General features: G+C 73.3%; 18 protein-coding genes and 1 pseudogene. All 19 read left to right on the top strand.

Features of this window, described 5'->3' with window-relative positions; genetic code table 11:
• The 19 genes and pseudogenes from HUT16_RS11240 to HUT16_RS11150 all read left to right on the top strand — a co-directional run bounded on the left by HUT16_RS11240 (position 1) and on the right by HUT16_RS11150 (position 22,572).
• Positions 1 to 348, top strand: coding sequence for a DUF4233 domain-containing protein (locus tag HUT16_RS11240; protein WP_176187884.1), 348 nt, complete (start codon positions 1 to 3; stop codon positions 346 to 348).
• A 140-nt stretch (positions 349 to 488) separates the two neighbouring features.
• Positions 489 to 902: a nucleoside-diphosphate kinase gene (gene ndk / locus HUT16_RS11235; RefSeq protein ID WP_176187882.1), complete on the top strand. Its 414-nt coding sequence runs from the start codon at positions 489 to 491 to the stop codon at positions 900 to 902.
• Between the two features lie 364 nt (positions 903 to 1,266).
• Positions 1,267 to 2,292 (top strand): rod shape-determining protein, encoded by a 1,026-nt coding sequence (locus HUT16_RS11230; RefSeq protein WP_033217100.1) that lies wholly within the window; start codon positions 1,267 to 1,269, stop codon positions 2,290 to 2,292.
• 69 nt (positions 2,293 to 2,361) lie between these two features.
• The gene (gene mreC, locus HUT16_RS11225; protein WP_176187878.1) at positions 2,362 to 3,297 is read left to right on the top strand and encodes a rod shape-determining protein MreC; all 936 of its coding nucleotides are present in this window, start codon (positions 2,362 to 2,364) and stop codon (positions 3,295 to 3,297) included.
• Positions 3,297 to 3,941, top strand: coding sequence for a rod shape-determining protein MreD (mreD, locus tag HUT16_RS11220; protein WP_176187876.1), 645 nt, complete (start codon positions 3,297 to 3,299; stop codon positions 3,939 to 3,941). The genes mreC and mreD overlap by 1 nt, the downstream gene beginning before the upstream one ends.
• Before the next feature lie 21 nt (positions 3,942 to 3,962).
• Positions 3,963 to 6,197 (top strand): penicillin-binding protein 2, encoded by a 2,235-nt coding sequence (gene mrdA / locus HUT16_RS11215; protein ID WP_176187874.1) that lies wholly within the window; start codon positions 3,963 to 3,965, stop codon positions 6,195 to 6,197.
• Entirely contained in the window at positions 6,194 to 7,393 is a 1,200-nt protein-coding gene (rodA, locus tag HUT16_RS11210; RefSeq protein WP_176187872.1) for a rod shape-determining protein RodA, read from the top strand. Before mrdA ends, rodA begins: the two co-directional genes overlap by 4 nt.
• Before the next feature lie 87 nt (positions 7,394 to 7,480).
• Positions 7,481 to 9,409: a TIGR03960 family B12-binding radical SAM protein gene (locus HUT16_RS11205; protein WP_176187870.1), complete on the top strand. Its 1,929-nt coding sequence runs from the start codon at positions 7,481 to 7,483 to the stop codon at positions 9,407 to 9,409.
• A gap of 95 nt (positions 9,410 to 9,504) precedes the next feature.
• Complete coding sequence (locus HUT16_RS11200; protein ID WP_176187868.1) at positions 9,505 to 10,128, top strand: hypothetical protein; 624 nt, start codon at positions 9,505 to 9,507, stop codon at positions 10,126 to 10,128.
• 133 nt (positions 10,129 to 10,261) lie between these two features.
• Entirely contained in the window at positions 10,262 to 11,035 is a 774-nt protein-coding gene (locus tag HUT16_RS11195; protein ID WP_176187866.1) for a TIGR03936 family radical SAM-associated protein, read from the top strand.
• Between the two features lie 69 nt (positions 11,036 to 11,104).
• Positions 11,105 to 14,876: pseudogene (locus tag HUT16_RS11190) on the top strand (ribonuclease E/G).
• 240 nt (positions 14,877 to 15,116) lie between these two features.
• Positions 15,117 to 15,434, top strand: a complete 318-nt coding sequence (gene rplU / locus HUT16_RS11185) for a 50S ribosomal protein L21 (protein ID WP_014135733.1) — start codon at positions 15,117 to 15,119, stop codon at positions 15,432 to 15,434.
• 38 nt (positions 15,435 to 15,472) lie between these two features.
• On the top strand, positions 15,473 to 15,730 hold the full coding sequence (gene rpmA, locus HUT16_RS11180; protein WP_030906548.1) for a 50S ribosomal protein L27: 258 nt from the start codon (positions 15,473 to 15,475) through the stop codon (positions 15,728 to 15,730).
• Between the two features lie 102 nt (positions 15,731 to 15,832).
• Complete coding sequence (gene obgE, locus HUT16_RS11175; RefSeq protein ID WP_176187864.1) at positions 15,833 to 17,293, top strand: GTPase ObgE; 1,461 nt, start codon at positions 15,833 to 15,835, stop codon at positions 17,291 to 17,293.
• A gap of 172 nt (positions 17,294 to 17,465) precedes the next feature.
• Positions 17,466 to 18,602, top strand: a complete 1,137-nt coding sequence (gene proB / locus HUT16_RS11170; protein ID WP_176187862.1) for a glutamate 5-kinase — start codon at positions 17,466 to 17,468, stop codon at positions 18,600 to 18,602.
• An 80-nt stretch (positions 18,603 to 18,682) separates the two neighbouring features.
• On the top strand, positions 18,683 to 19,192 hold the full coding sequence (locus HUT16_RS11165; protein WP_176187860.1) for a hypothetical protein: 510 nt from the start codon (positions 18,683 to 18,685) through the stop codon (positions 19,190 to 19,192).
• 148 nt (positions 19,193 to 19,340) lie between these two features.
• Entirely contained in the window at positions 19,341 to 20,648 is a 1,308-nt protein-coding gene (locus tag HUT16_RS11160; RefSeq protein ID WP_176187858.1) for a glutamate-5-semialdehyde dehydrogenase, read from the top strand.
• Between the two features lie 132 nt (positions 20,649 to 20,780).
• Positions 20,781 to 21,425 (top strand): hypothetical protein, encoded by a 645-nt coding sequence (locus HUT16_RS11155; RefSeq protein ID WP_176187856.1) that lies wholly within the window; start codon positions 20,781 to 20,783, stop codon positions 21,423 to 21,425.
• Between the two features lie 88 nt (positions 21,426 to 21,513).
• Positions 21,514 to 22,572, top strand: coding sequence for a hypothetical protein (locus HUT16_RS11150; protein ID WP_176187854.1), 1,059 nt, complete (start codon positions 21,514 to 21,516; stop codon positions 22,570 to 22,572).
• Positions 22,573 to 22,646: the final 74 nt, after the last annotated feature.

The raw sequence follows: 22,646 nt of genomic DNA, 5'->3' as shown, positions 1-22,646 counted from the left end.
ATGCGCACCCTGTGCTCCTCCACGCTGATCGGCGAGGCGCTGCTGATCATGTTCGCCGGCCTGGTCGCGATGAAGCTCACCGACGTCGGCACCGGCACCATCTGGGCGGTCAGCGCGGTGGCGATGGTCCTGTGCGTGCTGCTCTGCGGCGTGATCACCCGCCCCGGCGCGGTGCAGGTCGGCTGGGCGCTGCAGGTGGCGGTGCTGGCCAGTGGGCTGGTGCTGCCGACCATGTACGCCTTCGGCGTGGTCTTCGGCGGCCTGTGGTGGTGCTCGGTGCACTACGGCCGCAAGATCGACGTGCTCAAGGCGCAGCGGGCGGCCGAGGCCGCCCCGGCCGCGGTCTGACCCACCGTCGGGCCGCCGTCCGGGTCGCCGCCGTCGGCCCCGGCCGACGGCCCGACGGGCCTGGTCAACGGGCCGGCCACCCGTCCGGGGTAGTGTCGGGGACACAGTCAGGCACGACCGAACACCTCAGGAGCCGTACCGTGTCCCAGCGCACTCTCGTCCTGCTCAAGCCCGACGCCGTGCAGCGCGGCCTGGCCGGCGAGATCATCAGCCGGATCGAGCGCAAGGCCGGCTGGCGGTTCGCTGCGATGGAGCTTCGCACCTTCGACCGCGCCACCCTCGAACAGCACTACGCCGAGCACGTCGGCCGCGACTTCTACGAGCCGCTGCTGGGCTTCATGACCTCCGGCCCGTCGATCGCGCTGATCGTCGAGGGCGAGAACGTGGTCCCCGGCATCCGGGCGCTGGCCGGCGCGACCGACCCGCTGGCGGCCGGCGCGGGCACCATCCGCGGCGACTACGCGACCATCACCCGGGAGAACCTGATCCACGCCTCGGACTCCCCGGAGTCGGCCGAGCGCGAGATCAAGATCTTCTTCCCGTCCCACGCGTGAGGGTCCGGTAGCGATCCGGTGCCCCTGCCCCCTCGGGGGCATGGGGCGCCGCCCACGGGGAACGAGCAGCTCAGCGGCCGGATGGCGGGCCGGGTTGCTCCCTCTGGGCGTTAATCGTCAAATCACGGAACCCTACCCTCCGACACGGCGTCCCAATGCCAGGAGAAGGCGATTCGCCCCCGGAGAATGGGCGGCACGCCGTACCCGCCGCCCGCGCTGACCGGCGTGACTACGATGGACCCAACTCACGGGCACGGAGCGGCTGCTCAGCCGCCGCAAGCCCTGCCGCGGGCCCGTACGGCCGGCCCGCTCCCCGCCCTTGATCCGAACTCGGGAAGGCACTCGACATCCCATGGCGAACAACCTGTCGTTTCTCGGCCGGGACCTGGCGATCGACCTAGGCACCGCGAACACGCTGGTGTACGTCCGGGGCAAGGGCATCGTGCTGAACGAGCCGTCGGTCGTGGCGGTGAACACCAACACCGGCGGGATCCTCGCGGTCGGGGCCGAGGCCAAGAAGATGATCGGCCGCACCCCCGGCAACATCGTCGCGATCCGCCCGCTCAAGGACGGCGTGATCGCCGACTTCGAGATCACCGAGCGGATGCTGCGGTACTTCATCATGAAGATCCACCGCCGCCGCTACCTGGTCCGCCCGCGGGTCGTGGTCTGCGTCCCCTCCGGCATCACCGGCGTCGAGCGCCGCGCCGTGGTGGAGGCCAGCATCCAGGCCGGCGCCCGCCAGGTGCACATCATCGAGGAGCCGATGGCCGCGGCGATCGGCTCCGGCCTGCCCGTGCACGAGCCCACCGGCAACATGGTGGTCGACATCGGCGGCGGCACCACCGAGGTCGCGGTGATCTCGCTCGGCGGGATCGTCACCGCCCAGTCGCTGCGGGTGGCCGGCGACGAGCTGGACAGCGCGATCGTCCAGCACATCAAGAAGGAGTACAGCCTGCTGCTGGGCGAGCGCTCCGCCGAGCAGATCAAGATGTCGATCGGCTCCGCCTTCGGCCTGGAGGGCGAGAAGGACGAGCACGCCGAGATCCGCGGCCGCGACCTGGTCTCCGGCCTGCCCAAGACGGTGGTGATCTCGGCCGCCGAGGTCCGCGAGGCCATCGACGAGCCGGTGAACTCGATCATCGACTCGGTGAAGACCACCCTGGACCAGTGCCCGCCGGAGCTCGCGGGCGACGTGATGGACCGCGGCATCGTGCTCACCGGCGGCGGCGCCCTGCTGCGCGGCCTGGACGAGCGGCTGCGCCGGGAGACCGGCATGCCGGTGCACATCGCGGAGAACCCGCTGGACTCGGTGGCGCTGGGGGCGGGCAAGTGCGTCGAGGAGTTCGAGGCGCTGCAGCAGGTACTGGACGCCCAGCCGCGGCGTTGAGCAAGGCCATTCGAAAACACACCGAGCTGAGCTGATGAGCATGCAGCACGAAGGGGCGGCGGCGTCACCGTGAGGGACACCCGACAGAGTCGACTACTGCTGGTCCTGCTGGTCCTGGTGGCCTTCGCACTGATCACCGTGGACATCAAGGGCGGTGACGACTCGCCGCTCGGCGGCGCCCGCCGGGCCGCCGCCTCCGCGCTCGGCCCGGTGGAGGACGCCGCGGCCGGCGCGGTCGACCCGGTCGCCGGCTACATCCGGGCGATCCGCGACGCCGGCACCCACCAGCAGCGACTCGACCAGATCACCCGGGAGAACACCGAGCTGCGCCAGAAGCTGGCCTCCTCGGACGCCGCCGCCGGCCGCGGCAAGCAGCTCGACGACATGCTGCGCACCGCCGGCGCCGGCGGCTACACCGTCAAGGCCGCCCAGGTCATCGCGATCGGCGCGGCCCAGGGCTTCTCCTGGACCATCACCATCGACGCCGGCAGCGACGACGGCCTCACCCGCGACATGACGGTGATCGACGGCCAGGGCCTGGTCGGCCGGATCACCACCGTCGCGCCCACCACCGCCACCGTGCTGCTCGCCTCCGACCCCGGCTTCACCGCCGGCGTCCGGCTGGAGGGCAGCGGCGAGATCGGCTTCGCGGCCGGGCAGGGCGCCTCGCCGATGCGGATCGAGCTGCTCAACGGCCGGGCCCAGGTGAAGGCCGGCGACCGGCTGGTCACCTTCGGCTCGCAGAGCGGCCGCCCGTTCGTGCCCGGCGTGCCGGTCGGCACCGTCAAGGAGGTGCAGGCCACGCCGGGCCAGCTGACCAAGACCATCCTGGTCGAGCCGTACGTGCAGTTCACCCGGCTCGACCTGGTCGGCGTGGTGGTCGTCCCGCCGCGCACCGACCCGCGGGACGGCGTGCTGCCGCCGGTGCCCGCCGCCTCCGCCGGCGCCGAGGGCAACCCGCAGGCCCCGATCGCCGCCGCACCGCCGACCACCGGGGGGAACTGATGCCGCGTGTGAACCGGATCCTGCTGTCCGCCGTGCTGCTGGTGCTGGCCCTGGTCATCCAGGTCAGCATCCTCGGCCGGCTCCAACTGCCCGGCGCCACCCCGGACCTGCTGATGCTGGTGGTGGTCGGCCTGGCCCTGGTGTACGGACCGACCGGCGGCTGCCTGGTCGGCTTCTGCGCCGGCCTGCTGGCCGACCTCGCCCCGCCGTCCGACCACGCGGTCGGCCGGTACGCGCTGGTGCTGTGCCTGGTCGGCTACGGCGCCGGCCTGCTCAAGCCGGAGGGCGGCCGGCAGCGCTCGGCGCTCTCCGCGCTGGGCGTGGTCGCGGTCGCCGCGGTGGTCTCCACCCTGCTGTACGCGACGGTGGGCGCACTGGTCGGCGACACCGCCGCCCGGCACGTCGGACTGACCGGCCTGGTCTTCAGCGCCCTGCTGTACGACGTGCTGCTGGCCCCGTTCACGGTGCCGCTGGTGATGCTGCTGGCCCGCCGCTTCGACGGCGACCGGGTGGTCAACGAGACGGTGCGCGGCGCGGACGGCGGCTCCGGCCTCGGCGCGCTGGCCCGCTACCGGACCACCCGCGAGCCCTCCGCCACCCCCTACAAGAAGAAGCGCGCGCTCGGCCTCGCCAAGCGCCCCTGAGCCGGGACGGAGTCCGCGCACGTGAGCAACATCCCCGAGACCGGCCGGACCCGCCGGGTGACGATCCGGCTGATCGTCCTCCAGGTGCTGGTCCTGTCGCTGCTCGCCACCCTCGGCGGCCGGCTGTGGTACCTGCAGATCCGCAACGGCAAGGAGTTCAGCGAGAAGGCCCAGGGCAACCACATCCGCGAGGTGGTGGAGCCCGCCGTCCGCGGCGAGATCCTGGACGCCTCCGGGCGGATCCTGGCCGGCAACGAGACCAAGCTGGTGGTGTCGGTCTCCCGCACCGCGCTGCTCCAGCAGAAGGACAGGGGCAAGGCCGTGCTGGCCCGGCTCGCCGACGTGCTGGGCGTGCCGGCCGACGACGTGAAGAACAAGGTCCGGCTGTGCGACGCCAAGACGCCGCAGCCGTGCTGGAACGGCTCCCCGTACCAGCCGATCCCGGTCACCCAGCAGGCCACCACCCAGCAGGCGATGCAGATAATGGAGCGCCGCGAGGACTTCCCCGGCGTCACCGCCCAGCCCACCGCGCTGCGCCGCTACACCAACGCGGAGGGCGCCAGCGCCGCCCAGATCCTCGGCTACCTCTCGCCGGTCACCGACGACGAGGTCACCAAGAGCGCCGACAAGGCCGGCCGCGAGCGCCGCCTGCCGTCCGACCAGATCGGCCGGGCCGGCCTGGAGTCGGTGTACGACGACGACCTGCGCGGCACCACCGGCGTGGACCGGCTGGAGGTCGACAACCTCGGCCGGGTGATCGGCAGCGCCGGCAACACCCCCGCGCAGTCCGGCAACAACCTGGTCACCTCGATCGACGCCAGGGTGCAGAAGGTGGTCGAGGACCAGCTCGCCCAGGCCATGGTCGAGGCCCGCACCCAGTACGACAAGGAGACCAGCCGCAACTACATCGCCGACTCCGGCGCGGCCGTCGTGATGGACGTCCACACCGGCCGGATCGTCGCGATGGCCAGCGCCCCCACCTACGACCCCAACCTGTGGGTCGGCGGCATCTCCGCCAAGGACTACGAGTCGCTGAACAGCAAGGACTCCAACTACCCGCTGATCAACCGGGCCATACAGGGTCAGTCCGCCCCCGGCTCCACCTTCAAGGTGATCTCCACCACCGCCGCCGTGCAGGCCGGCTACGACCTCAACGGGCACTACCCGTGCCCGAAGTCGCTGACCATCGGCGGCCGCGAGTTCAAGAACTTCGAGTCCGAGAGCTTCGGCGACATCTCCCTGGAGAAGGCGCTGGAGGTCTCCTGCGACACCGTGTTCTACGGCCTGGCCTACGACCAGTGGATGAAGGACGGCGGCCTCAAGCCCAAGAAGGACGCCCAGGACTGGTTCTTCAAGACCGCCCACGAGTTCGGCCTCGGCGCCAAGACCGGCATCGACCTGCCCGGCGAGGTGGCCGGGCGCGTCCCCGACCGGCAGTGGAAGCAGTCGTACTACGACGCGATGAAGAACTCCTGGTGCGAGCAGGCGGCCAAGGGCGGCCACGAGTACGCCGACGAGATCGCCCGCGAGAACTGCGCCGACGGCAACCAGATGCGCGCCGGTGACATGGTCAACTTCGCCATCGGCCAGGGCGACACCCTGGTCACCCCGCTGCAGATGGCCCGGATCTACTCGGCGCTCGCCAACGGCGGCACGCTGTACCGGCCCACCATCGGCAAGGCGGTCGTCAGCCCCGACGGCACCCTGGTGCGCGACATCGCCCCGCACGAGGACGGCAAGATCCCCGCCCAGGGCAAGCTGCTGGAGTACATCGACCAGGCCACCGCCGGCGTCATCACCTCCGGCACCGCCGCCTGGAAGTTCACCGGCTCCGGCTGGCCGCAGGGCAAGATCGAGCTGCACGCCAAGACCGGCACCGCCGAGGTCGCCGGCAAGCAGACCACCTCCTGGCTGACCACCTACAGCAACGACTACGCGGTGGTCATGACGATCAGCCAGGGCGGCACCGGCTCCGGCGGCTCCGGCGACTCGGTCCGCCGGATCTACCAGGCGCTGTACGGCGTCGACGACAAGGGCACCATCGACAACGGCAAGGCGCTGCTGCCCAAGCCGCAGGCCGAACTGCCCAAGTTCAACCCGGACGGCACCGCGATCGTCCCCACCACCTTCAGCTACGAGCCCGGCGCCACCTTCCTGGACCCGGCCCCGCCGGCCCGGGCCGGCCAGCCGTCGGGCGTGCTGCCGGCCGCCGTCGAACCCACCCGCGGCGGCGGGTACGGAAGGGGCCGGGCATGACCTCCTACGACTCCTACCGCGCCGTCCGGCTGTCGCCCCGGCGCTCCTCGCTCGGCCGGGCGCTGGCCAAGGACTCCCCGCTGCGGCGGCTCGACTGGGTGATGATCCTGGCGGCGCTGGCGCTGTCCCTGCTCGGCTCGCTGCTGGTCTGGTCCGCCACCCGCGGTCGGGACCAGCTGACCCACGGCGACCCGCAGTACTTCCTGTACCGGCACCTGACCAACCTGGTGATCGGCATCGGCCTGTGCGCGGCGGTGATCCTGCTGGGCACCCGGCGGCTGCGCACCGCGGTGCCGTTCGTCTACCTGGCCGTCATCCTGATGCTGTTCGCGGTGCTCAGCCCGCTCGGCTCGACCATCAACGGCGCGCACTCCTGGATCCAGTTCGGCGGCGGCTTCTCCATCCAGCCCGCCGAGTTCGCCAAGCTGGCGATCGTGCTGGGCATGGCCGTGGTGCTCTCCTCCCGGGTCGACACCGGCGAGCGGGAGTTCCCGCCCACCCGCAGCGTGCTGCAGTCGCTGGCGGTGGCCGGCTTCCCGATGGCCGTGGTCATGCTGATGCCGGACCTCGGCTCGGTGATGGTGATGGTGGTCACCATGCTCGGCGTGCTGATGGCCTCCGGCGCCGCCAACCGCTGGGTGATCGGCCTGCTGGCCGGCGGCACCGCCGGGGCGCTGGCGATCTGGAAGCTCGGCATCCTCAGCCAGTACCAGGTCGACCGCTTCGCGGCCTTCGCCAACCCGGCGCTCGACCCGGCCGGCGTCGGCTACAACACCGCGCAGGCCCGGATCGCGATCGGCTCCGGCGGCCTGACCGGCATGGGCCTGTTCCACGGCACCCAGACGATAGGGCAGTTCGTCCCCGAGCAGCAGACCGACTTCGTGTTCAGCGTGGCCGGCGAGGAGCTCGGCTTCGCCGGCGGCCTGGTGATGTTCGGCCTGCTCGGCGTCATCCTGTGGCGCGCCTGCCGGATAGCGCGCCAGGCCACCGACCTGTACGGGACGATCCTGGCGGCCGGCGCGGTCACCTGGTTCGCCTTCCAGGCGTTCGAGAACATCGGCATGAACCTCGGCATCATGCCGGTCGCGGGCATCCCGCTGCCGTTCGTCTCCTACGGCGGCTCCTCGATGTTCGCGGTCTGGATCGCGATCGGACTGCTGCAGTCGGTGCGCTCCCAGCGGCCGATAGGGATCTAGCGCCGGTCGCCGGTGTGGAAACAGTGACCCTCGGGGCTCGGCTACCCTGAAGGGTCACTGCTTTTTCTGCCGTAAAGGTCCTCGTACATGACTGTCGAATCGGTCTTCCCACGCCTGGAGGCCCTCCTCCCGCACGTCCAGAAGCCGATCCAGTACGTCGGTGGCGAGCTCAACTCGACCGTCAAGGACTGGGACGCCTGCGACGTCCGCTGGGCGCTGATGTACCCCGACGCCTACGAGGTCGGCCTGCCCAACCAGGGCACCATGATCCTCTACGAGGTGCTGAACGAGCGCGAGGGCGTCCTCGCCGAGCGCAGCTACAGCGTCTGGCCGGACCTGGAAGCGCTGATGCGCGAGCACGGCGTCCCGCAGTTCACGGTCGACGCGCACCGCCCGATCAAGGCGTTCGACGTGTTCGGCCTGTCGTTCTCCACCGAGCTCGGCTACACCAACATGCTGACCGCGCTCGACCTGGCCGGCATCCCGCTGAACGCCGCCGACCGCACCGTGGACGACCCGGTCGTGCTCGCGGGCGGCCACGCCGCGTTCAACCCCGAGCCGATCGCCGACTTCATCGACGCCGCCGTGATCGGCGACGGCGAGCAGGCCGTCCTGGACATCACGGACATCGTCCGGGCCTGGAAGGCCGAGGGCCGCCCCGGCGGCCGCGACGAGCTGCTGCTGCGCCTGGCCAAGACCGGCGGGGTGTACATCCCGCGGTTCTACGACGTCGAGTACCTGGCCGACGGCCGGATCGGGCGGGTCGTCCCGAACCGCCCCGGCGTGCCGTGGCGGGTCTCCAAGCACACCGTGATGGACCTCGACGAGTGGCCCTACCCCAAGCAGCCGCTGGTCCCGCTCGCCGAGACCGTGCACGAGCGGATGTCGGTGGAGATCTTCCGCGGCTGCACCCGCGGCTGCCGCTTCTGCCAGGCCGGCATGATCACGCGCCCCGTGCGGGAGCGAAGCATCACCGGCATCGGCGAGATGGTGGAGAAGGGCCTGAAGGCCACCGGCTTCGAGGAGGTCGGCCTGCTCTCGCTGTCCTCCGCCGACCACTCCGAGATCGCCGACATCACCAAGGGCCTGGCCGACCGCTACGCCGAGGACAAGGTCGGCCTGTCGCTGCCCTCCACCCGGGTCGACGCCTTCAACATCGACCTGGCCAACGAGCTGTCCCGCAACGGCCGCCGCTCCGGCCTCACCTTCGCCCCCGAGGGCGGCTCCGAGCGGATCCGCAAGGTCATCAACAAGATGGTGTCCGAGGAGGACCTCATCAACACGGTGGCCGCCGCGTACGGCAACGGCTGGCGCCAGGTGAAGCTGTACTTCATGTGCGGCCTGCCCACCGAGACCGACGAGGACGTGCTGCAGATCGGCACCATGGCGAAGAACGTCATCGCCAAGGGCCGCGAGGTCACCGGCACCAACGACGTCCGCTGCACGGTCTCGATCGGCGGCTTCGTGCCCAAGCCGCACACCCCGTTCCAGTGGGCCCCGCAGCTGTCCGCCGAGGCCACCGACGAGCGGCTCACCAAGCTGCGCGACTCGATCCGCGGCGACCGCAAGTTCGGCAAGAACATCGGCTTCCGCTACCACGACGGCAAGCCCGGCATCATCGAGGGCCTGCTCTCCCGCGGCGACCGCCGGATCGGCGCCGTCATCCGGGCGGTCTACGAGGACGGCGGCCGCTTCGACGGCTGGCGCGAGCACTTCTCGTACGACCGCTGGATCGCCTCCGCCGAGAAGGGCCTGGCCGGCACCGGCGTCGACGTCGACTGGTACACCACCCGCGAGCGCTCCTACGAGGAGGTGCTGCCCTGGGACCACCTGGACAGCGGCCTCGACAAGGACTGGCTCTGGGAGGACTGGCAGGACGCGCTGGAGGAGGTCGAGGTCGAGGACTGCCGCTGGACCCCGTGCTTCGACTGCGGCGTCTGCCCGCAGATGGACACCCACATCCAGGTCGGCCCCACCGGCAAGAAGCTGCTCCCGCTGACGGTCGTCAACACCTGACGCGGCCTCACCCGCAGGGCCCCCGCCACGACCCCGTGGCGGGGGCCCTTTGCGCGGGCATTACCATCTGCTGATCGGTGGACGGGGGAGTGACGGTGGCTCAGCAGGGGCGGCAGGGGCAGGGCGAGGGCTGTCTGGTCGCGGTGGTGCGGCCGGTGGTGGTGGCGGTCGTGGTGCCGCTGCGGCTGCTGTGGGAGCTGGTGGTGCTGGTCGCGCGCGGCCTCGGCTGGGTGGTCGACAAGGTGCTGCTGTGGCCGCTGCGGATGCTGTGGCGGTACCTGCTGCGGCCGCTGCTGAAGTGGCTGGTGGTCGAACCGCTGCGGCTGCTGTGGCGGTACGTGCTGGAACCGGTGCTCGGGTTCCTCTGGAACTACGTGCTGGAACCGGCCTGGAACGGGATGGTCGCCGTCGCCGCCGGCTTCGGCAAGGTGATCGCCTGGCTGGGGTACTACCTGGTCGCGGTGCCGCTGCGGGCGCTGTGGCACTGGGTGCTGGTGCCGATCGGCAAGGCGTTCCACCACGGCCTGTGGCGGCCGGTGCTGTTCCCGGTGCTGCGCGCGCTGTGGCTGGCGTTCCGCTGGGCCTGGCGGATCGGCGGCCGGATCTGGCGCTTCACCGTGGTCGCCCCCTGCCGCTGGGTGCGCCGCAGCGTCTGGTGGCCCGTCAAGGCGGAGATCCGCCGGGTCGCCGGGGAGGTACGGCGGGCGCTGTTCGGCTGACGCACCGCGTACCCTTGGTGGGGACAAGGTCCGGCCGGAGCCGCACGCGGTGCGAGGCCGGACGGGGACAACTGACGAAGGACTGAGCCCCCTGGCACGCCGCACGCCCGACGGTCCGCCGCCCGCGCCGACGGTGCAGCGCATCCGTCTCCGCTACACCAAGCGCGGCCGTCTGCGCTTCACCAGCCACCGGGACTTCCAGCGGGCGTTCGAGCGCGCGCTCCGCCGCTCGGCCGTCCCGATGGCCTACTCCGCGGGCTTCACCCCGCACCCCAAGGTCTCCTACGCCAACGCCGCCCCGACCGGCACCGCGAGCGAGGCCGAGTACCTGGAGATCGGCCTCGCCGAGCCCCGCGACCCGGAGGCGCTGCGCCGCCAACTGGACGAGTCGCTGCCGCCCGGCCTAGACATCACCGAGGCCGTCGAGGTCGCCACGGGCAACTTCGTGGAGCGCCTGGAGGCCTCCGAGTGGCTGCTGCGCCTGCCCGGCGTGGAGCCGGTCGAGGCCGAGAAGGCCGCCGCCGCGTTCCTGGCCGCCGAGACGGTCGAGGTCCAGCGGATGACCAAGAACGGCCTGCGCACCTTCGACGCGCGCGCCGCCGTCGCCGCGGTGGAACTCCTCCCCGAGGGCTCCCCGCTGGTCGGGATCGGTGACGACACAGCCACGGAAGGTGCGGACGATGTTCGTACGGGTGCTCCCTGTGCGATACTGCGCCTGGTAGTACGACACGCCACACCCGCCGTACGACCCGACGACGTATTGTCCGGTCTCCGTTCGACGGCCGACCTCGCGCCGCCGGTCCCCGCAGAGGTGACCAGGCTGGCGCAGGGGCCGCTCGACGAGCAGACCGGCACGGTGACCGACCCGCTGGCGCTCGACCGCGCCGCGGCCGAGGTCGGCCGGTAGGCCGCCCCGCCGCGCGCAACCGCCGTCCGCCGAGTGGGCGGGAGCGCAGGCACGGAGAGAACTCCGGGCCTGTGGCTCCCCGGCCCCCGCGGCTCCCCAGGGGAGCGAGCGTCGTCGCGCGCAGGCCCGGCCACCCCCTCGGCCAGGCCCTTGAAAACTGAGAAGACTGGTCAGACCAGAAGACTTTTCGCCGCACCGCGCCCCGCGGTGGGCGAGCGAGACTACGAGCCCCTGTGCGGTCTCACGTCCGCACGACGGCACCGTGGGAGCCGGACCCGCCCGAAGCGGCGCCCGGCTGGTGAAATGCGGTGGAGCGTCGTGCCCGGACGCGGAGCCCGGGGGCCTGACGGGAGACACACCCGCATGCTCGAAAACACCGAACCGCAGCCCGCTGCGGCCGACAACAACGACAACGCCGCCGAAGGCGCCGCCGCGGCCCCGCCGCGCCGCCGCCGCCGGGCGGTGTCCCGCCCGGCCGGATCGCCGCAGGGCGCCGCGGGCGAGGGCGCCGGGACGGTGGTCGCTCCGCGCCCGCCGAGGAGCCCGCCGCTCCGGCCGCCGAGGCCGAGCCCCGCCGAGAAGCCGGTGCGCGCCGGCGCACCCGCAAGCGCCGAGGCACCGGCCGGTGCGCCGGAGGCGCCCGCCGCCGCCGAGGAGTCCGCTGCTCCGGCCGCCGAGGCCGAGCCGGTGGCCGCCGAGAGCGAGCCGGTGGCGGAGGAGAAGCCGGTCCGGGCCCGCCGGACCCGCAAGCGCGCCTCGGCCCCGGTGCAGTCGCCCGCGGCCGCCGAGGAGCCTGCCGCCGCGACCGTCGAGACCGCCGAGACCGTCGAGGAGGAGCCGGAGGCCGAGGAGGAGCCGGTGGCCGCCGAGGCCGTCGCGGAGCCCGAGCCGGTCGTCGAGGCCGAGCCGCCGCGCGCCCGCCGCCGGGCGGTCCGCCCGTCCACCGCGATCTTCCAGGCGCCGGTGTTCCAGGAGCCCGCGCCCTACACCGCGCCCGCCGCGCAGCCCGTGCAGCCCGCGAAGGCCGCCGCGTCCGCCGCCGCGCAGCCCGCCAAGGCCGCCGAGCCGGCTCCGGCCGTCGCGGCCGAGCCCGAGCAGCAGGCCACCGAGGAGGAGTTCGAGTACAGCGGCGTCGGCCGCCGTCGCCGGGTCNGCACCGCGGTGCGCGTCCAGCAGTCGGCCAAGCCCGCGAAGGCCTCCGCGCCCGCCAAGGCCGCCGCGCAGCCCGCCAAGGCCGCCGCGCCCGCGAAGGCCGCCGCCGCCCCGGTCGAGGCCCCCGTCGAGGTCGAGGCGCCCGCCGCCGGCCCCGAGCAGGACTCCGAGTGGGAGGACGACCGCCCGTCCCGCCGCCGCCGTCGCGGGGGCCGTCGCCGCCGCCGCGGTGACGCCGAGGACGCCCACGAGGCGGTCGAGGCCGACACCGACGCGACCGAGGCCGAGGACACCGCCCACGAGGGCGCCGGGGACGACCACGACGAGGCCGAGGACGACAACGAGGACGACCTGGCCGCCGGCCTGTCCTCCTCGCGCCGCCGCCGTCGCCGTCGCCGCCGCAGCGGTGAGGGCGGCACCGAGCCGGCCGAGACCACCGAGGACGGCGTGCGCACCGTGGTGAAGGTGCGCGAGCCGCGCCGCCGCTCCGGCGAGCCCGCGTTCGACCCGGACGAGGTGCAGTCGATCAAGGGCTCCACCCGGCTGGAGGCCAAGAAGCAGCGCCGCCGCGAGGGCCGCGAGCTGGGCCGCCGCCGCGTCCCGATCATCACCGAGGCCGAGTTCCTGGCCCGCCGCGAGTCCGTCGAGCGGGTCATGGTGGTCCGCCAGAGCGGCGCCCGCACCCAGATCGGCGTGCTGGAGGACGGCGTGCTGGTCGAGCACTACGTCAACAAGGAGCAGGCCACCAGTTACGTCGGCAACGTGTACCTGGGCAAGGTGCAGAACGTGCTGCCGTCGATGGAGGCCGCGTTCGTCGACATCGGCAAGGGCCGCAACGCCGTGCTGTACGCGGGCGAGGTCAACTTCGGCGCGCTCGGCGGCCACGGCGGTCCGCGCCGGATCGAGTCGGTGCTGAAGTCCGGCCAGTCCGTGCTGGTGCAGGTCTCCAAGGACCCGATCGGCCACAAGGGCGCCCGACTGACCAGCCAGATCTCGCTGCCCGGCCGCTACCTGGTGTACGTGCCCGAGGGGTCGATGACCGGCATCTCCCGCAAGCTGCCGGAGAACGAGCGGGCCCGCCTCAAGCAGATCCTCAAGAAGATCGTCCCGGACGACGCGGGCGTGATCGTGCGCACCGCCGCCGAGGGCGCCTCCGAGGAGGAGCTCACCCGGGACGTCCAGCGCCTCCAGCAGCAGTGGGAGGAGATCCAGAAGAAGGCCGCCACCGGCAACGCCCCGGCGCTGCTGTACGGCGAGCCCGACATGACCGTCCGGGTGGTCCGCGACATCTTCAACGAGGACTTCACCAAGGTCATCGTCAGCGGTGCCGAGGCCTGGAACACCATCCACGACTACGTCTCCAACGTCGCCCCGGACCTCACCGAGCGCCTGCAGCGGTGGACCTCGGACGTCGACGTGTTCGCCACCTACCGGATCGACGAGCAGCTGATGAAGGCGCTGGACCGCAAGGTCTGGCTGCCCTCCGGCGGCTCGCTGGTGATCGACCGGACCGAGGCGATGGTCGTCATCGACGTCAACACCGGCAAGTTCGTCGGCCAGGGCGGCAACCTGGAAGAGACCGTCACCCGCAACAACATCGAGGCGGCCGAGGAGATCGTCCGCCAGCTGCGGCTGCGCGACCTCGGCGGCATCATCGTGATCGACTTCATCGACATGGTGCTGGAGTCCAACCGGGACCTGGTGCTGCGCCGCCTGCTGGAGTGCCTGGGCCGCGACCGGACCAAGCACCAGGTCGCCGAGGTCACCTCGCTCGGCCTGGTCCAGATGACCCGCAAGCGGGTCGGCCAGGGCCTGCTGGAGTCCTTCTCCGAGCCCTGCGTGCACTGCAACGGCCGCGGCGTGATCGTCCACATGGACCAGCCCGGCCACGGCCACGGCTCGCACGGCGCGCCCGCCGCCGGTGCGGGCGAGGGCGGCGGCAAGCGCCGCCGCCGGGGCCGCGGCGGGGCCGGGGGCGCCGAGGCGGACGCGGTCGAGGGCACCACCGAGGCCGTCGAGGCCGCCGCCGAGGCCGTCCTCGACGTGGTCGAGGACCTGGAGCCGCTGGAGGAGCTCGCCGACGTCGAGATCGTCGAGCGGGCCGCGCCGGTGGAGGCCGCCGAGGCCGAGGCCGTCGTGGAGCCGGCTGCCGCCGAGCCCGCCGCGGCGCAGGAGCCGAGCCGGGTGGAGACCCGGCGGCCGCCCCGCCGGCCGTCCCCGGCGCCGCGCGGTGCGCAAGGCCACCGCTCCGGCCGGGGCCTCCGGCGAGGCCGAGATCGTGGTCCTGCAGGCCCGGGCCGAGGCCGCGATGGAGGCCGCGCTGAGCGCCGCCGAGAAGTCGGCCGCCGGGCAGCAGGCGGCGGCCACCGAGGTCGCCGAGGTCGCCGCGGAGGTGGCGGCCGAGGCCGTCGCCGCGGTGGAGCCCGGTGCCGAGGTCGTCGTCGAGGTCGAGACCGAGCAGGCCGCCGAGGCCGAGGAGGCCGAGGAGGCCGCGCCGAAGAAGCGCGCCGCCCGGAAGACCGCGACCAAGACCGCCGCCAAGAAGACCACGGCGGCCAAGAAGACCGCGGCGAAGAAGACCACCGCCACGGCCGCCAAGAAGACCACCGCCCGGAAGACCGCCACCAAGCGGACCGGCGCGGCGGCCAAGAAGGCGGCGGCCGCCGAGGGCGACGGCGCCGCGGAGTGATCCCCGGAGGGGGCCGGGAGCACCGCGGACGCGGCGCTCCCGGCCCCCTCGCACGTCCCGGTTTGTCTTCGGATGGACTGGTCCGTATTCTTGACCCTCGGCGTGTTGACGCCATGCTCCAGAGCACCTCACCTCCCGGGTGGACGCCGCTTCCGGCGTTTGACGGGGGAGGCCCGCTTGTGTCCATACCCAGGCGGCTGGCATCCGGAGTTCCGACCGAGTTAGGAAAGCAGGTACCGCATGTACGCGATCGTTCGCGCCGGCGGCCGCCAGCACAAGGTCGCCGTCGGCGACGTGCTGGAGATCGACCGCATCGACGCCAAGCCGGGTGACTCGGTGGAGCTCTCGACCATCCTCGTCGTCGACGGTGAGTCCATCACCTCCGACCCGTGGGTGCTCGGCGGCGTGAAGGCCCACGCCGAGGTTGTCGACCAGACCAAGGGCGACAAGATCGTCATCCTGCGCTACAAGAACAAGACCGGCTACCGCCGTCGTCAGGGCCACCGCCAGAAGCACACCGCGGTGCGCATCACCAGCATCGACTCGGTCAGCAAGTAACCACTTCCTGCGGTCTTTCCTAGAAAGGGGATAGCCAGATGGCACACAAGAAGGGTGCGAGTTCCACTCGCAACGGTCGTGACTCGAACGCCCAGCGCCTCGGCGTGAAGCGCTTCGGCGGTCAGGTCGTCTCCGCCGGCGAGATCATCGTCCGCCAGCGCGGCACCCACTTCCACCCGGGCGCCAACGTCGGCCGTGGTGGCGACGACACCCTGTTCGCGCTGACCGCCGGTGCCGTGGAGTTCGGCAACCGTCGCGGCCGCAAGGTCGTCAACATCGTGGCCGTCGAGGCCTGAGTCCGTACAGACTCGCTGTGAAGGGTGGGCCGGGATGATCCGGGCCCACCCTTCCGCTTTACCGCAGGACACCCTTTTTCTTTCGCCCGGGAGGCACCGCTCATGACCACCTTCGTGGACCGCGTCGAACTGCACGTCGCCGCGGGTAACGGGGGCCACGGCTGCGCCTCCGTGCACCGGGAGAAGTTCAAGCCGCTGGGCGGCCCCGACGGGGGCAACGGCGGCGAGGGCGGCTCGGTGATCCTGGTCGTCGACTCGCAGGTCACCACGCTGCTCGAGTACCACCACTCGCCCAAGCGCAAGGCCACCAACGGCAAGCCCGGCGCCGGCGGCCACCGCACCGGCGCGCTCGGCCCGGACATCGTGCTGCCGGTGCCGGACGGCACCGTCGTGCTGGACCGCCAGGGCAACGTGCTGGCCGACCTGGTCGGCCACGGCACCAGCTTCGTCGCCGCCCAGGGCGGCCGCGGCGGCCTGGGCAACGCGGCGCTGGCCTCCGCCCGCCGCAAGGCCCCCGGCTTCGCGCTGCTCGGCGAACCCGGCGAGGCCCGCGACATCGTGATGGAGCTCAAGTCCGTCGCCGACGTCGCGCTGGTCGGCTACCCGAGCGCGGGCAAGTCCTCGCTGATCTCGGTGCTCTCGGCCGCCAAGCCGAAGATCGCCGACTACCCGTTCACCACGCTCGTCCCCAACCTCGGCGTGGTGACCGCCGGCGAGACCGTCTACACGATCGCCGACGTCCCCGGCCTGATCCCCGGCGCCAGCCAGGGCCGCGGCCTCGGCCTGGAGTTCCTGCGGCACGTCGAGCGCTGCGAGGTGCTGGTGCACGTGCTGGACTGCGCCACCCTGGAGCCGGGCCGCGACCCGCTCACCGACCTGGAGACCATCGAGGACGAACTCGCCCAGTACGGCGGCCTGGAGGACCGGCCGCGGCTGGTCGCGCTCAACAAGGTCGACGTCCCGGACGGCCAGGACATCGCCGACCTGACCCGCGCCTCGCTGGAGGAGCGCGGCTACCGGGTCTTCGAGGTCTCCGCGCTCGCCCACAAGGGCCTGCGCGAACTCTCCTTCGCGCTGGCCGAGATCGTCGCCGCCGCGCGCGCCGCCAAGCCGGTCGAGGAGAGCACCCGCATCGTCCTGCGGCCCACCGCCGTGGACGACGCCGGCTTCACCATCGAGGAGGAGGACGGCGCCTACCGGATCCGCGGCGGCAAGCCCGAACGCTGGGTCCGGCAGACCGACTTCGCCAACGACGAGGCCGTCGGCTACCTCGCCGACCGGCTGGCCCGGCTCGGCGTCGAGCAGGAGCTGTGGAAGATCGGCGCCAAGGAGGGCGACACGGTCATCATCGGCCCCGACGAGAACGCCGTCGTCTTCGACTGGGAGCCCACCATGGCCGCCGGTGCGGAGATGCTCGGCCGGCGCGGCGAGGACCACCGGATGGAGACCCAGCGCCCGGCCGTCGACCGCCGCCGCGAGCGCCAGCGCGGCCGCGACGCGGCGGAGCAGGAGTACCTGGACTTCGAGGCGCTCTCCTCCGGCCGCGAGCAGCTCGACCAGTAGGCTCGGCGGGCGGCCCGGCAACGGGCGCGAACGGGGGCGCGGACGACGAGTCCGCGCCCCCGTTCGCGCGCTCCGCGCCCGCGACGTCTCACGCCTCGTCGCGATTTCGTGACCGGCAATCGCGCTCGCTAGATTGCGGACGTACACAGGCTGCGTCGGAAGGGTCGGACTGATGGTGGATCAGTTGCTCCGCGAGGAGGTCGTCTCGGCGCGCCGGATCGTGGTGAAGGTCGGCTCGTCCTCGCTGACCACCGCCGCCGGCGGGCTGGACGCGGACCGGGTCGACGCCCTGGTGGACGCGCTGGCCAAGCTGCGCGCCCGCGAGGACGCGCCGGAGGTCGTGCTGGTCTCCTCCGGCGCCATCGCGGCCGGCCTGGCCCCGCTCGGACTGGCCAAGCGCCCCAAGGACCTGGCCCGGCAGCAGGCCGCCGCCAGCGTCGGCCAGGGCCTGCTGGTGGCCCGGTACACCGCCTCCTTCGCCCGCTACGGGGTGCGGGTCGGCCAGGTGCTGCTGACCGCCGAGGACGCCAGCCGCCGGGCCCACTACCGCAACGCCTACCGGACGCTGGACCAGCTGCTGACAATGGGCGCGATGCCGGTCGTCAACGAGAACGACACCGTCGCCACCGCCGAGATCAAGTTCGGCGACAACGACCGGCTGGCCGCCCTGGTGGCGCACCTGGTCCGGGCCGACCTGCTGGTGCTGCTCTCCGACGTGGACGGCCTGTACGACGGCGACCCGGCCAAGCCCGGCAGCAGCCGGATCGGGGTGGTGCGCGGCCCCGAGGACCTCGCGGGCGTGGAGATCGGCAGCGCCGGCAAGGCGGGCGTCGGCACCGGCGGCATGGTCACCAAGGTCGAGGCGGCCCGGATCGCCACCGGCGCGGGCATCCCGGTGGTGCTCACCGCCGCCAGCCAGGCGGCCGACGCCCTGGCCGGCCGGCCCACCGGCACGCTGTTCCTGCGCACCGGCAGCCGCTCCGCCGACCGGCTGCTCTGGCTGGAGCACGCCTCCTCCCCGCGCGGCACGCTGACCCTGGACGACGGCGCGGTGGCGGCCGTCGTGCACGGCGGGAAGTCGCTGCTGCCCGCCGGGGTGACCCGGGTGGAGGGCGAGTTCGCCGCGGGCGATCCGGTCGACCTTCTTGGCGAAAACGGTCACATCGTCGCCCGCGGACTGGTCAACTTTGATGCGAGGGAGTTGCCCCGTCTGCTCGGCCGGTCCACCCGAGAACTGGCCCAGGAGCTCGGCGCCGCGTACGAACGCGAGGTCGTCCACCGCGACGACCTGGTCGTGCTGCGCGGCTGAGCGCGGGCGGCGGGGCCGGTACGGGGGGTGGGAGCAGCGGGCCGGGGGGCCCGCGCGACACGCTGAACAGGAGGCCGCCGGTGGTTCGCAGGCGGGAGGAAGCGCTGCCGGGGCAGAGGCCCGAGCGGCGGCTCACCAGCATCGACGGCGGCCGGGGCGTCGAGCAGCGGGCTCCGCTGGAGGCCGACGGGGAGAGCGGGCGGGGCGGCGCCGCCCAGGAGGCCCCCGGGCCGGGCGCGGCGCGCGAGCAGGCCCGGATGTGGCACGTGGTGCTGAGCGTGGCCGGGGCGGCGACACCGCTGCCGGAGCTGCGGACGGCACTGGAGAAACTGGCGCACGACCACTCGTTCTTCCTGACCGCCCGGTACGCCGCGGACCACGCCGAGGTCCGCTACTGGGAGGAGGCGCGGGACCTGCACGACGCGGCGGCGATCGCGTTGCGGCTGTGGGGCGAGCACAAGGCCAGCGCGAAGCTCCCGGCCTGGGAGATCGTCGGCCTGGAGGTGGTGGACCGCCCCACCTACCACAAGCGGGTCGCGGAGGGCTTCGGGGACCCGCCGCCGCAGCCGGGCGGGGTGCACCCGTACTGAGTCGGGCCGTGCCAGGGGCGTGCGGGTCCGGGGAGCGCGGGTTCGGGGAGCGCGGGTTCGGGGAGTGCGCCCGTGGCGTGCGTCCGGGACGTCTCAGCGGGCGAAATGCGCGGCGGGCCCGGGCCGTCGGCTCGCTAGGCTTTGCGGCATGAGCGATCTCACCGCCACCGCCGACAGCCCCGTCCTCGCCGCCGCGCGCCGTGCCCGGGAGGCGGCCGCCGCCCTGGCGCCAGTGCCGCGCTCGGTGAAGGACGCCGCGCTGCTGGCGATCGCGGACGCGCTGGTCGAGCGGTCCGCGGAGATCACCGCCGCCAACGCGCAGGACGTCGAGCGGGCCCGGGCGGCCGACACCGCCGAGTCGGTGGTCGACCGGCTGACGCTCACCGAGGAGCGGATCGCCGCGATCGCCTCCGACGTCCGCAGCGTGGTCGGCCTGCCCGACCCGGTGGGCGAGGTGGTCCGCGGCTACACGCTGCCCAACGGCCTCGACGTGCGCCAGGTCCGCGTCCCGCTGGGCGTGGTCGGCATCATCTACGAGGCCCGGCCGAACGTCACGGTGGACGCCGCCGCGCTGTGCCTGAAGTCCGGCAACGCGGTGCTGCTGCGCGGCTCCGCCTCCGCGTACCGCTCCAACACCGCGCTGGTGGAGGTGCTGCGCGCGGCGGTGGCCGGTGCGGGCCTGCCGGCCGACGTGATCCAGCTGGTGCCGGGCGAGAGCCGGGAGTCGGTGCAGGAGCTGATGCGCGCCCGCGGCCTGGTCGACGTGCTGATCCCGCGCGGCGGCGCCTCGCTGATCCGCACCGTGGTCGAGGGCTCGACCGTCCCGGTGATCGAGACCGGCACCGGCAACTGCCACGTGTACGTCGACGCGCAGGCCGACCTGGCGATGGCCGTCGGCGTGCTGCTGAACTCCAAGGCCCAGCGGGTCAGCGTCTGCAACTCCGCCGAGACGCTGCTGGTGCACCAGGACGTCGCGGACGCCTTCCTGCCGCTCGCGCTGGCCGCGCTGGCCGAGGCCGGCGTCACCGTGCACGGCGACGACGCGGTGCTCAAGGCCGCGGAGGGCACCGGGGTGACGGCCGTCCCGGCGACCGAGGAGGACTGGGGGACCGAGTACCTCTCGCTGGACCTGGCGGCCGCCGTGGTGCCCTCGCTGGAGGCCGCGGTGGAGCACATCCGCCGCTACTCCTCGGGCCACACCGAGGCGATCGTCACCGGCTCGCAGCCCGCCGCCCGCCGCTTCACCCAGCTCGTCGACTCCACCACGGTGGCCGTCAACGCCTCCACCCGGTTCACCGACGGGGGCGAGTTCGGGTTCGGCGCCGAGATCGGCATCTCCACCCAGAAGCTGCACGCCCGCGGCCCGATGGGCCTGCCGGAGCTGACCAGCACCAAGTACATCGTCACCGGTGACGGCCACGTGCGCGGCGAGGCCCGGCAGACCGTCGGCGGCTGACGCCGCCGCTCCGGCCCGCCCCCGGCTCCCGGGGAGCCCGGTCCGGGCGGCGCGCGGCCGAATGCCGTAGCCATCCGGACCCGATCGGCGAGACCCACAGACAAATGTCCCGGCCGGTAATACATTGAATCCGTGGCTGAGGATGTGGGGGGCTCGCCGTACTCCGACGGCGCCGACCACGGTGGTGCGGACGACGAGTTCGCCACCGTGGTCTTCGACGAGAGCTTCGTCCGCTCCGCCGCCGTGCACGAGCCGAGCGCCCTGGAGCGGCAACTCGCCGCCGCCGAGGCCCGGCTGGAGCCGGAACAGGCGGGCGCGGCCCGGAGCTACGAGTTCACCGAGCACGCCGAGCACGCCGGCGGGGGCGACGTCCTCCCGCTGGAGCTCCGCCCGCTGCCCGGCGGACTGGACGAGGACCGCTTCTACCCGGACCCGTGGTCGGGCGGCGACCGGCAGGAACGGCGCGTCCGCCGCTCCCGGGTCCGCGCCTTCGACCCGCTGCGCGGCGGCACCGTCGCCCAGCAGCGCTGGCACCGGCCGGTGGCCTGGGTGCTGGCGCTGGTGATGGGCATCGGGCTGGTCGCGCTGTCGGTCGCCGCGGTGTACCGGGGCGTCGGCGGGGCGGCCCAGGAGTCGCCGGCCCGGCCGAGCAGCGGCAGCAGCCAGAGCGGCAGCGGCCAGAACGGCGGGGAGCAGGGCGGCGACCACCCGGCGGGCGGGAGCCCGGCCGCGGTGCCGGTGCAGCCGTCCGCGGTGGCCGCCGTACCCGTCGGCTGACGGTTCCCCGGCCTCCGTCACCCGCCGTCGGCGCGCTCGTTGCCCGCGCACCCTCGTCGTGGGCGGCCCGCGAGTCTACCCTGGTGTCATGGGTGACCCGCGCGAGCCTCCTGGGGGCACGCCCGAGGGTGGTTCCAACGACGACGAGTTCCGGTCCGTCGTCTTCGACGAATCGTTCGTCCGGGCTGCCCGGATCCAGGAGCTGTCCGCGCAGGAGCGGCTGGCGGGCGCCTTCGGCCGGGCCACCCGGTCGCGCGGCTGGGGCCGGCTGTCGCTGCCCCGGCAGGCCGTCCTCCTGCTGCTGGTGGTCGCGCTGGCGTTCGCCGCCGCCGTCTACTTCGGGATCAGCTCCCCGCGCGACCGGACCGCCCCGCCCAGCGGCTCCCAGCTGACCCTCAGCCTCACCCCGCTCGCCCCGTCCGGGGCGGTCACCGCGGTCGCCGACCCCGGCAACCCGTTCGCCGGGCTGCCCGGCGGGTACGCCGACGGCCAGGCCGGGCTGGGCCTGCCCGCCGCCACCGCCACCGCCCACTTCACCGGCTCCCAGGTGCAGCGGGCCCTGGACTCCGTCCAGCACTACCTGGTGCTCTCCGAACTGGCCCCGGCCACCCTGACCGCCAACGAGACCGCGCAGGTCAGGGCCATGATCACGGCCGGCGAACTCACCCAGTACGACGACAGCACCAACTCGCCCCGCGACGACCAGCACCACGCCGCCACCGGCTGGATGGTGCGCTTCGACCCCGGGCAGATCGCCCTGGCCACCGACACCGTCAAGGTCACCGGGAACGTCCGGGTCGGCGAGCTGGACGCCGACACCCTGGAGGTCACCGCCGACCACACCCTGGTGTACGCGCTGCGCCCGGCCGGCACCACCAGCGACCCCGCGGTCACCCTGTACGCGGTGCGCCGGGCGGTGCGCATCGACATCGACCGCACCGACCTGGACACCGGCCGGCTGCGGGTGGTCGACGCCGCGGTGCAGGCCGGGCCCGGCTCCTGCACCGCCGGGCAGAGCGACTACCTGCAGCCGACGCTGGCCACCACGGCGGGCGTCCGCCCGAGCAACCCGCCCGCCGTGGACCCGGCCGACCACGGCCGGCCGGTCTGGGACACCTGCGGGGTGCTCGGGCCGATCATCGGCTGAGACCGGGCGCTGGGCGCTGGGCGCCGGGCGTCGGGTGCCGGGCCCGGCGAGGGGCGGGTCGGCCGGGTGGGCGT

The organism is Kitasatospora sp. NA04385 (genome assembly GCF_013364235.1).
Classification (GTDB): Bacteria; Actinomycetota; Actinomycetes; order Streptomycetales; family Streptomycetaceae; genus Kitasatospora.
This window is presented reverse-complemented; position numbering and strand designations above follow the sequence as displayed.

Bases quoted from the DNA above. Each gene is read 5' to 3' on its own strand.
- proB (WP_176187862.1), top strand. From the start codon at position 17,466: ATGGTGGATCAGTTGCTCCGCGAGGAGGTCGTCTCGGCGCGCCGGATC.
- rplU (WP_014135733.1), top strand. From the start codon at position 15,117: ATGTACGCGATCGTTCGCGCCGGCGGCCGCCAGCACAAGGTCGCCGTC.
- HUT16_RS11150 (WP_176187854.1), top strand. From the start codon at position 21,514: ATGGGTGACCCGCGCGAGCCTCCTGGGGGCACGCCCGAGGGTGGTTCC.
- HUT16_RS11160 (WP_176187858.1), top strand. From the start codon at position 19,341: ATGAGCGATCTCACCGCCACCGCCGACAGCCCCGTCCTCGCCGCCGCG.
- HUT16_RS11205 (WP_176187870.1), top strand. From the start codon at position 7,481: ATGACTGTCGAATCGGTCTTCCCACGCCTGGAGGCCCTCCTCCCGCAC.
- rodA (WP_176187872.1), top strand. From the start codon at position 6,194: ATGACCTCCTACGACTCCTACCGCGCCGTCCGGCTGTCGCCCCGGCGC.
- HUT16_RS11240 (WP_176187884.1), top strand. From the start codon at position 1: ATGCGCACCCTGTGCTCCTCCACGCTGATCGGCGAGGCGCTGCTGATC.
- obgE (WP_176187864.1), top strand. From the start codon at position 15,833: ATGACCACCTTCGTGGACCGCGTCGAACTGCACGTCGCCGCGGGTAAC.
- rpmA (WP_030906548.1), top strand. From the start codon at position 15,473: ATGGCACACAAGAAGGGTGCGAGTTCCACTCGCAACGGTCGTGACTCG.
- mreD (WP_176187876.1), top strand. From the start codon at position 3,297: ATGCCGCGTGTGAACCGGATCCTGCTGTCCGCCGTGCTGCTGGTGCTG.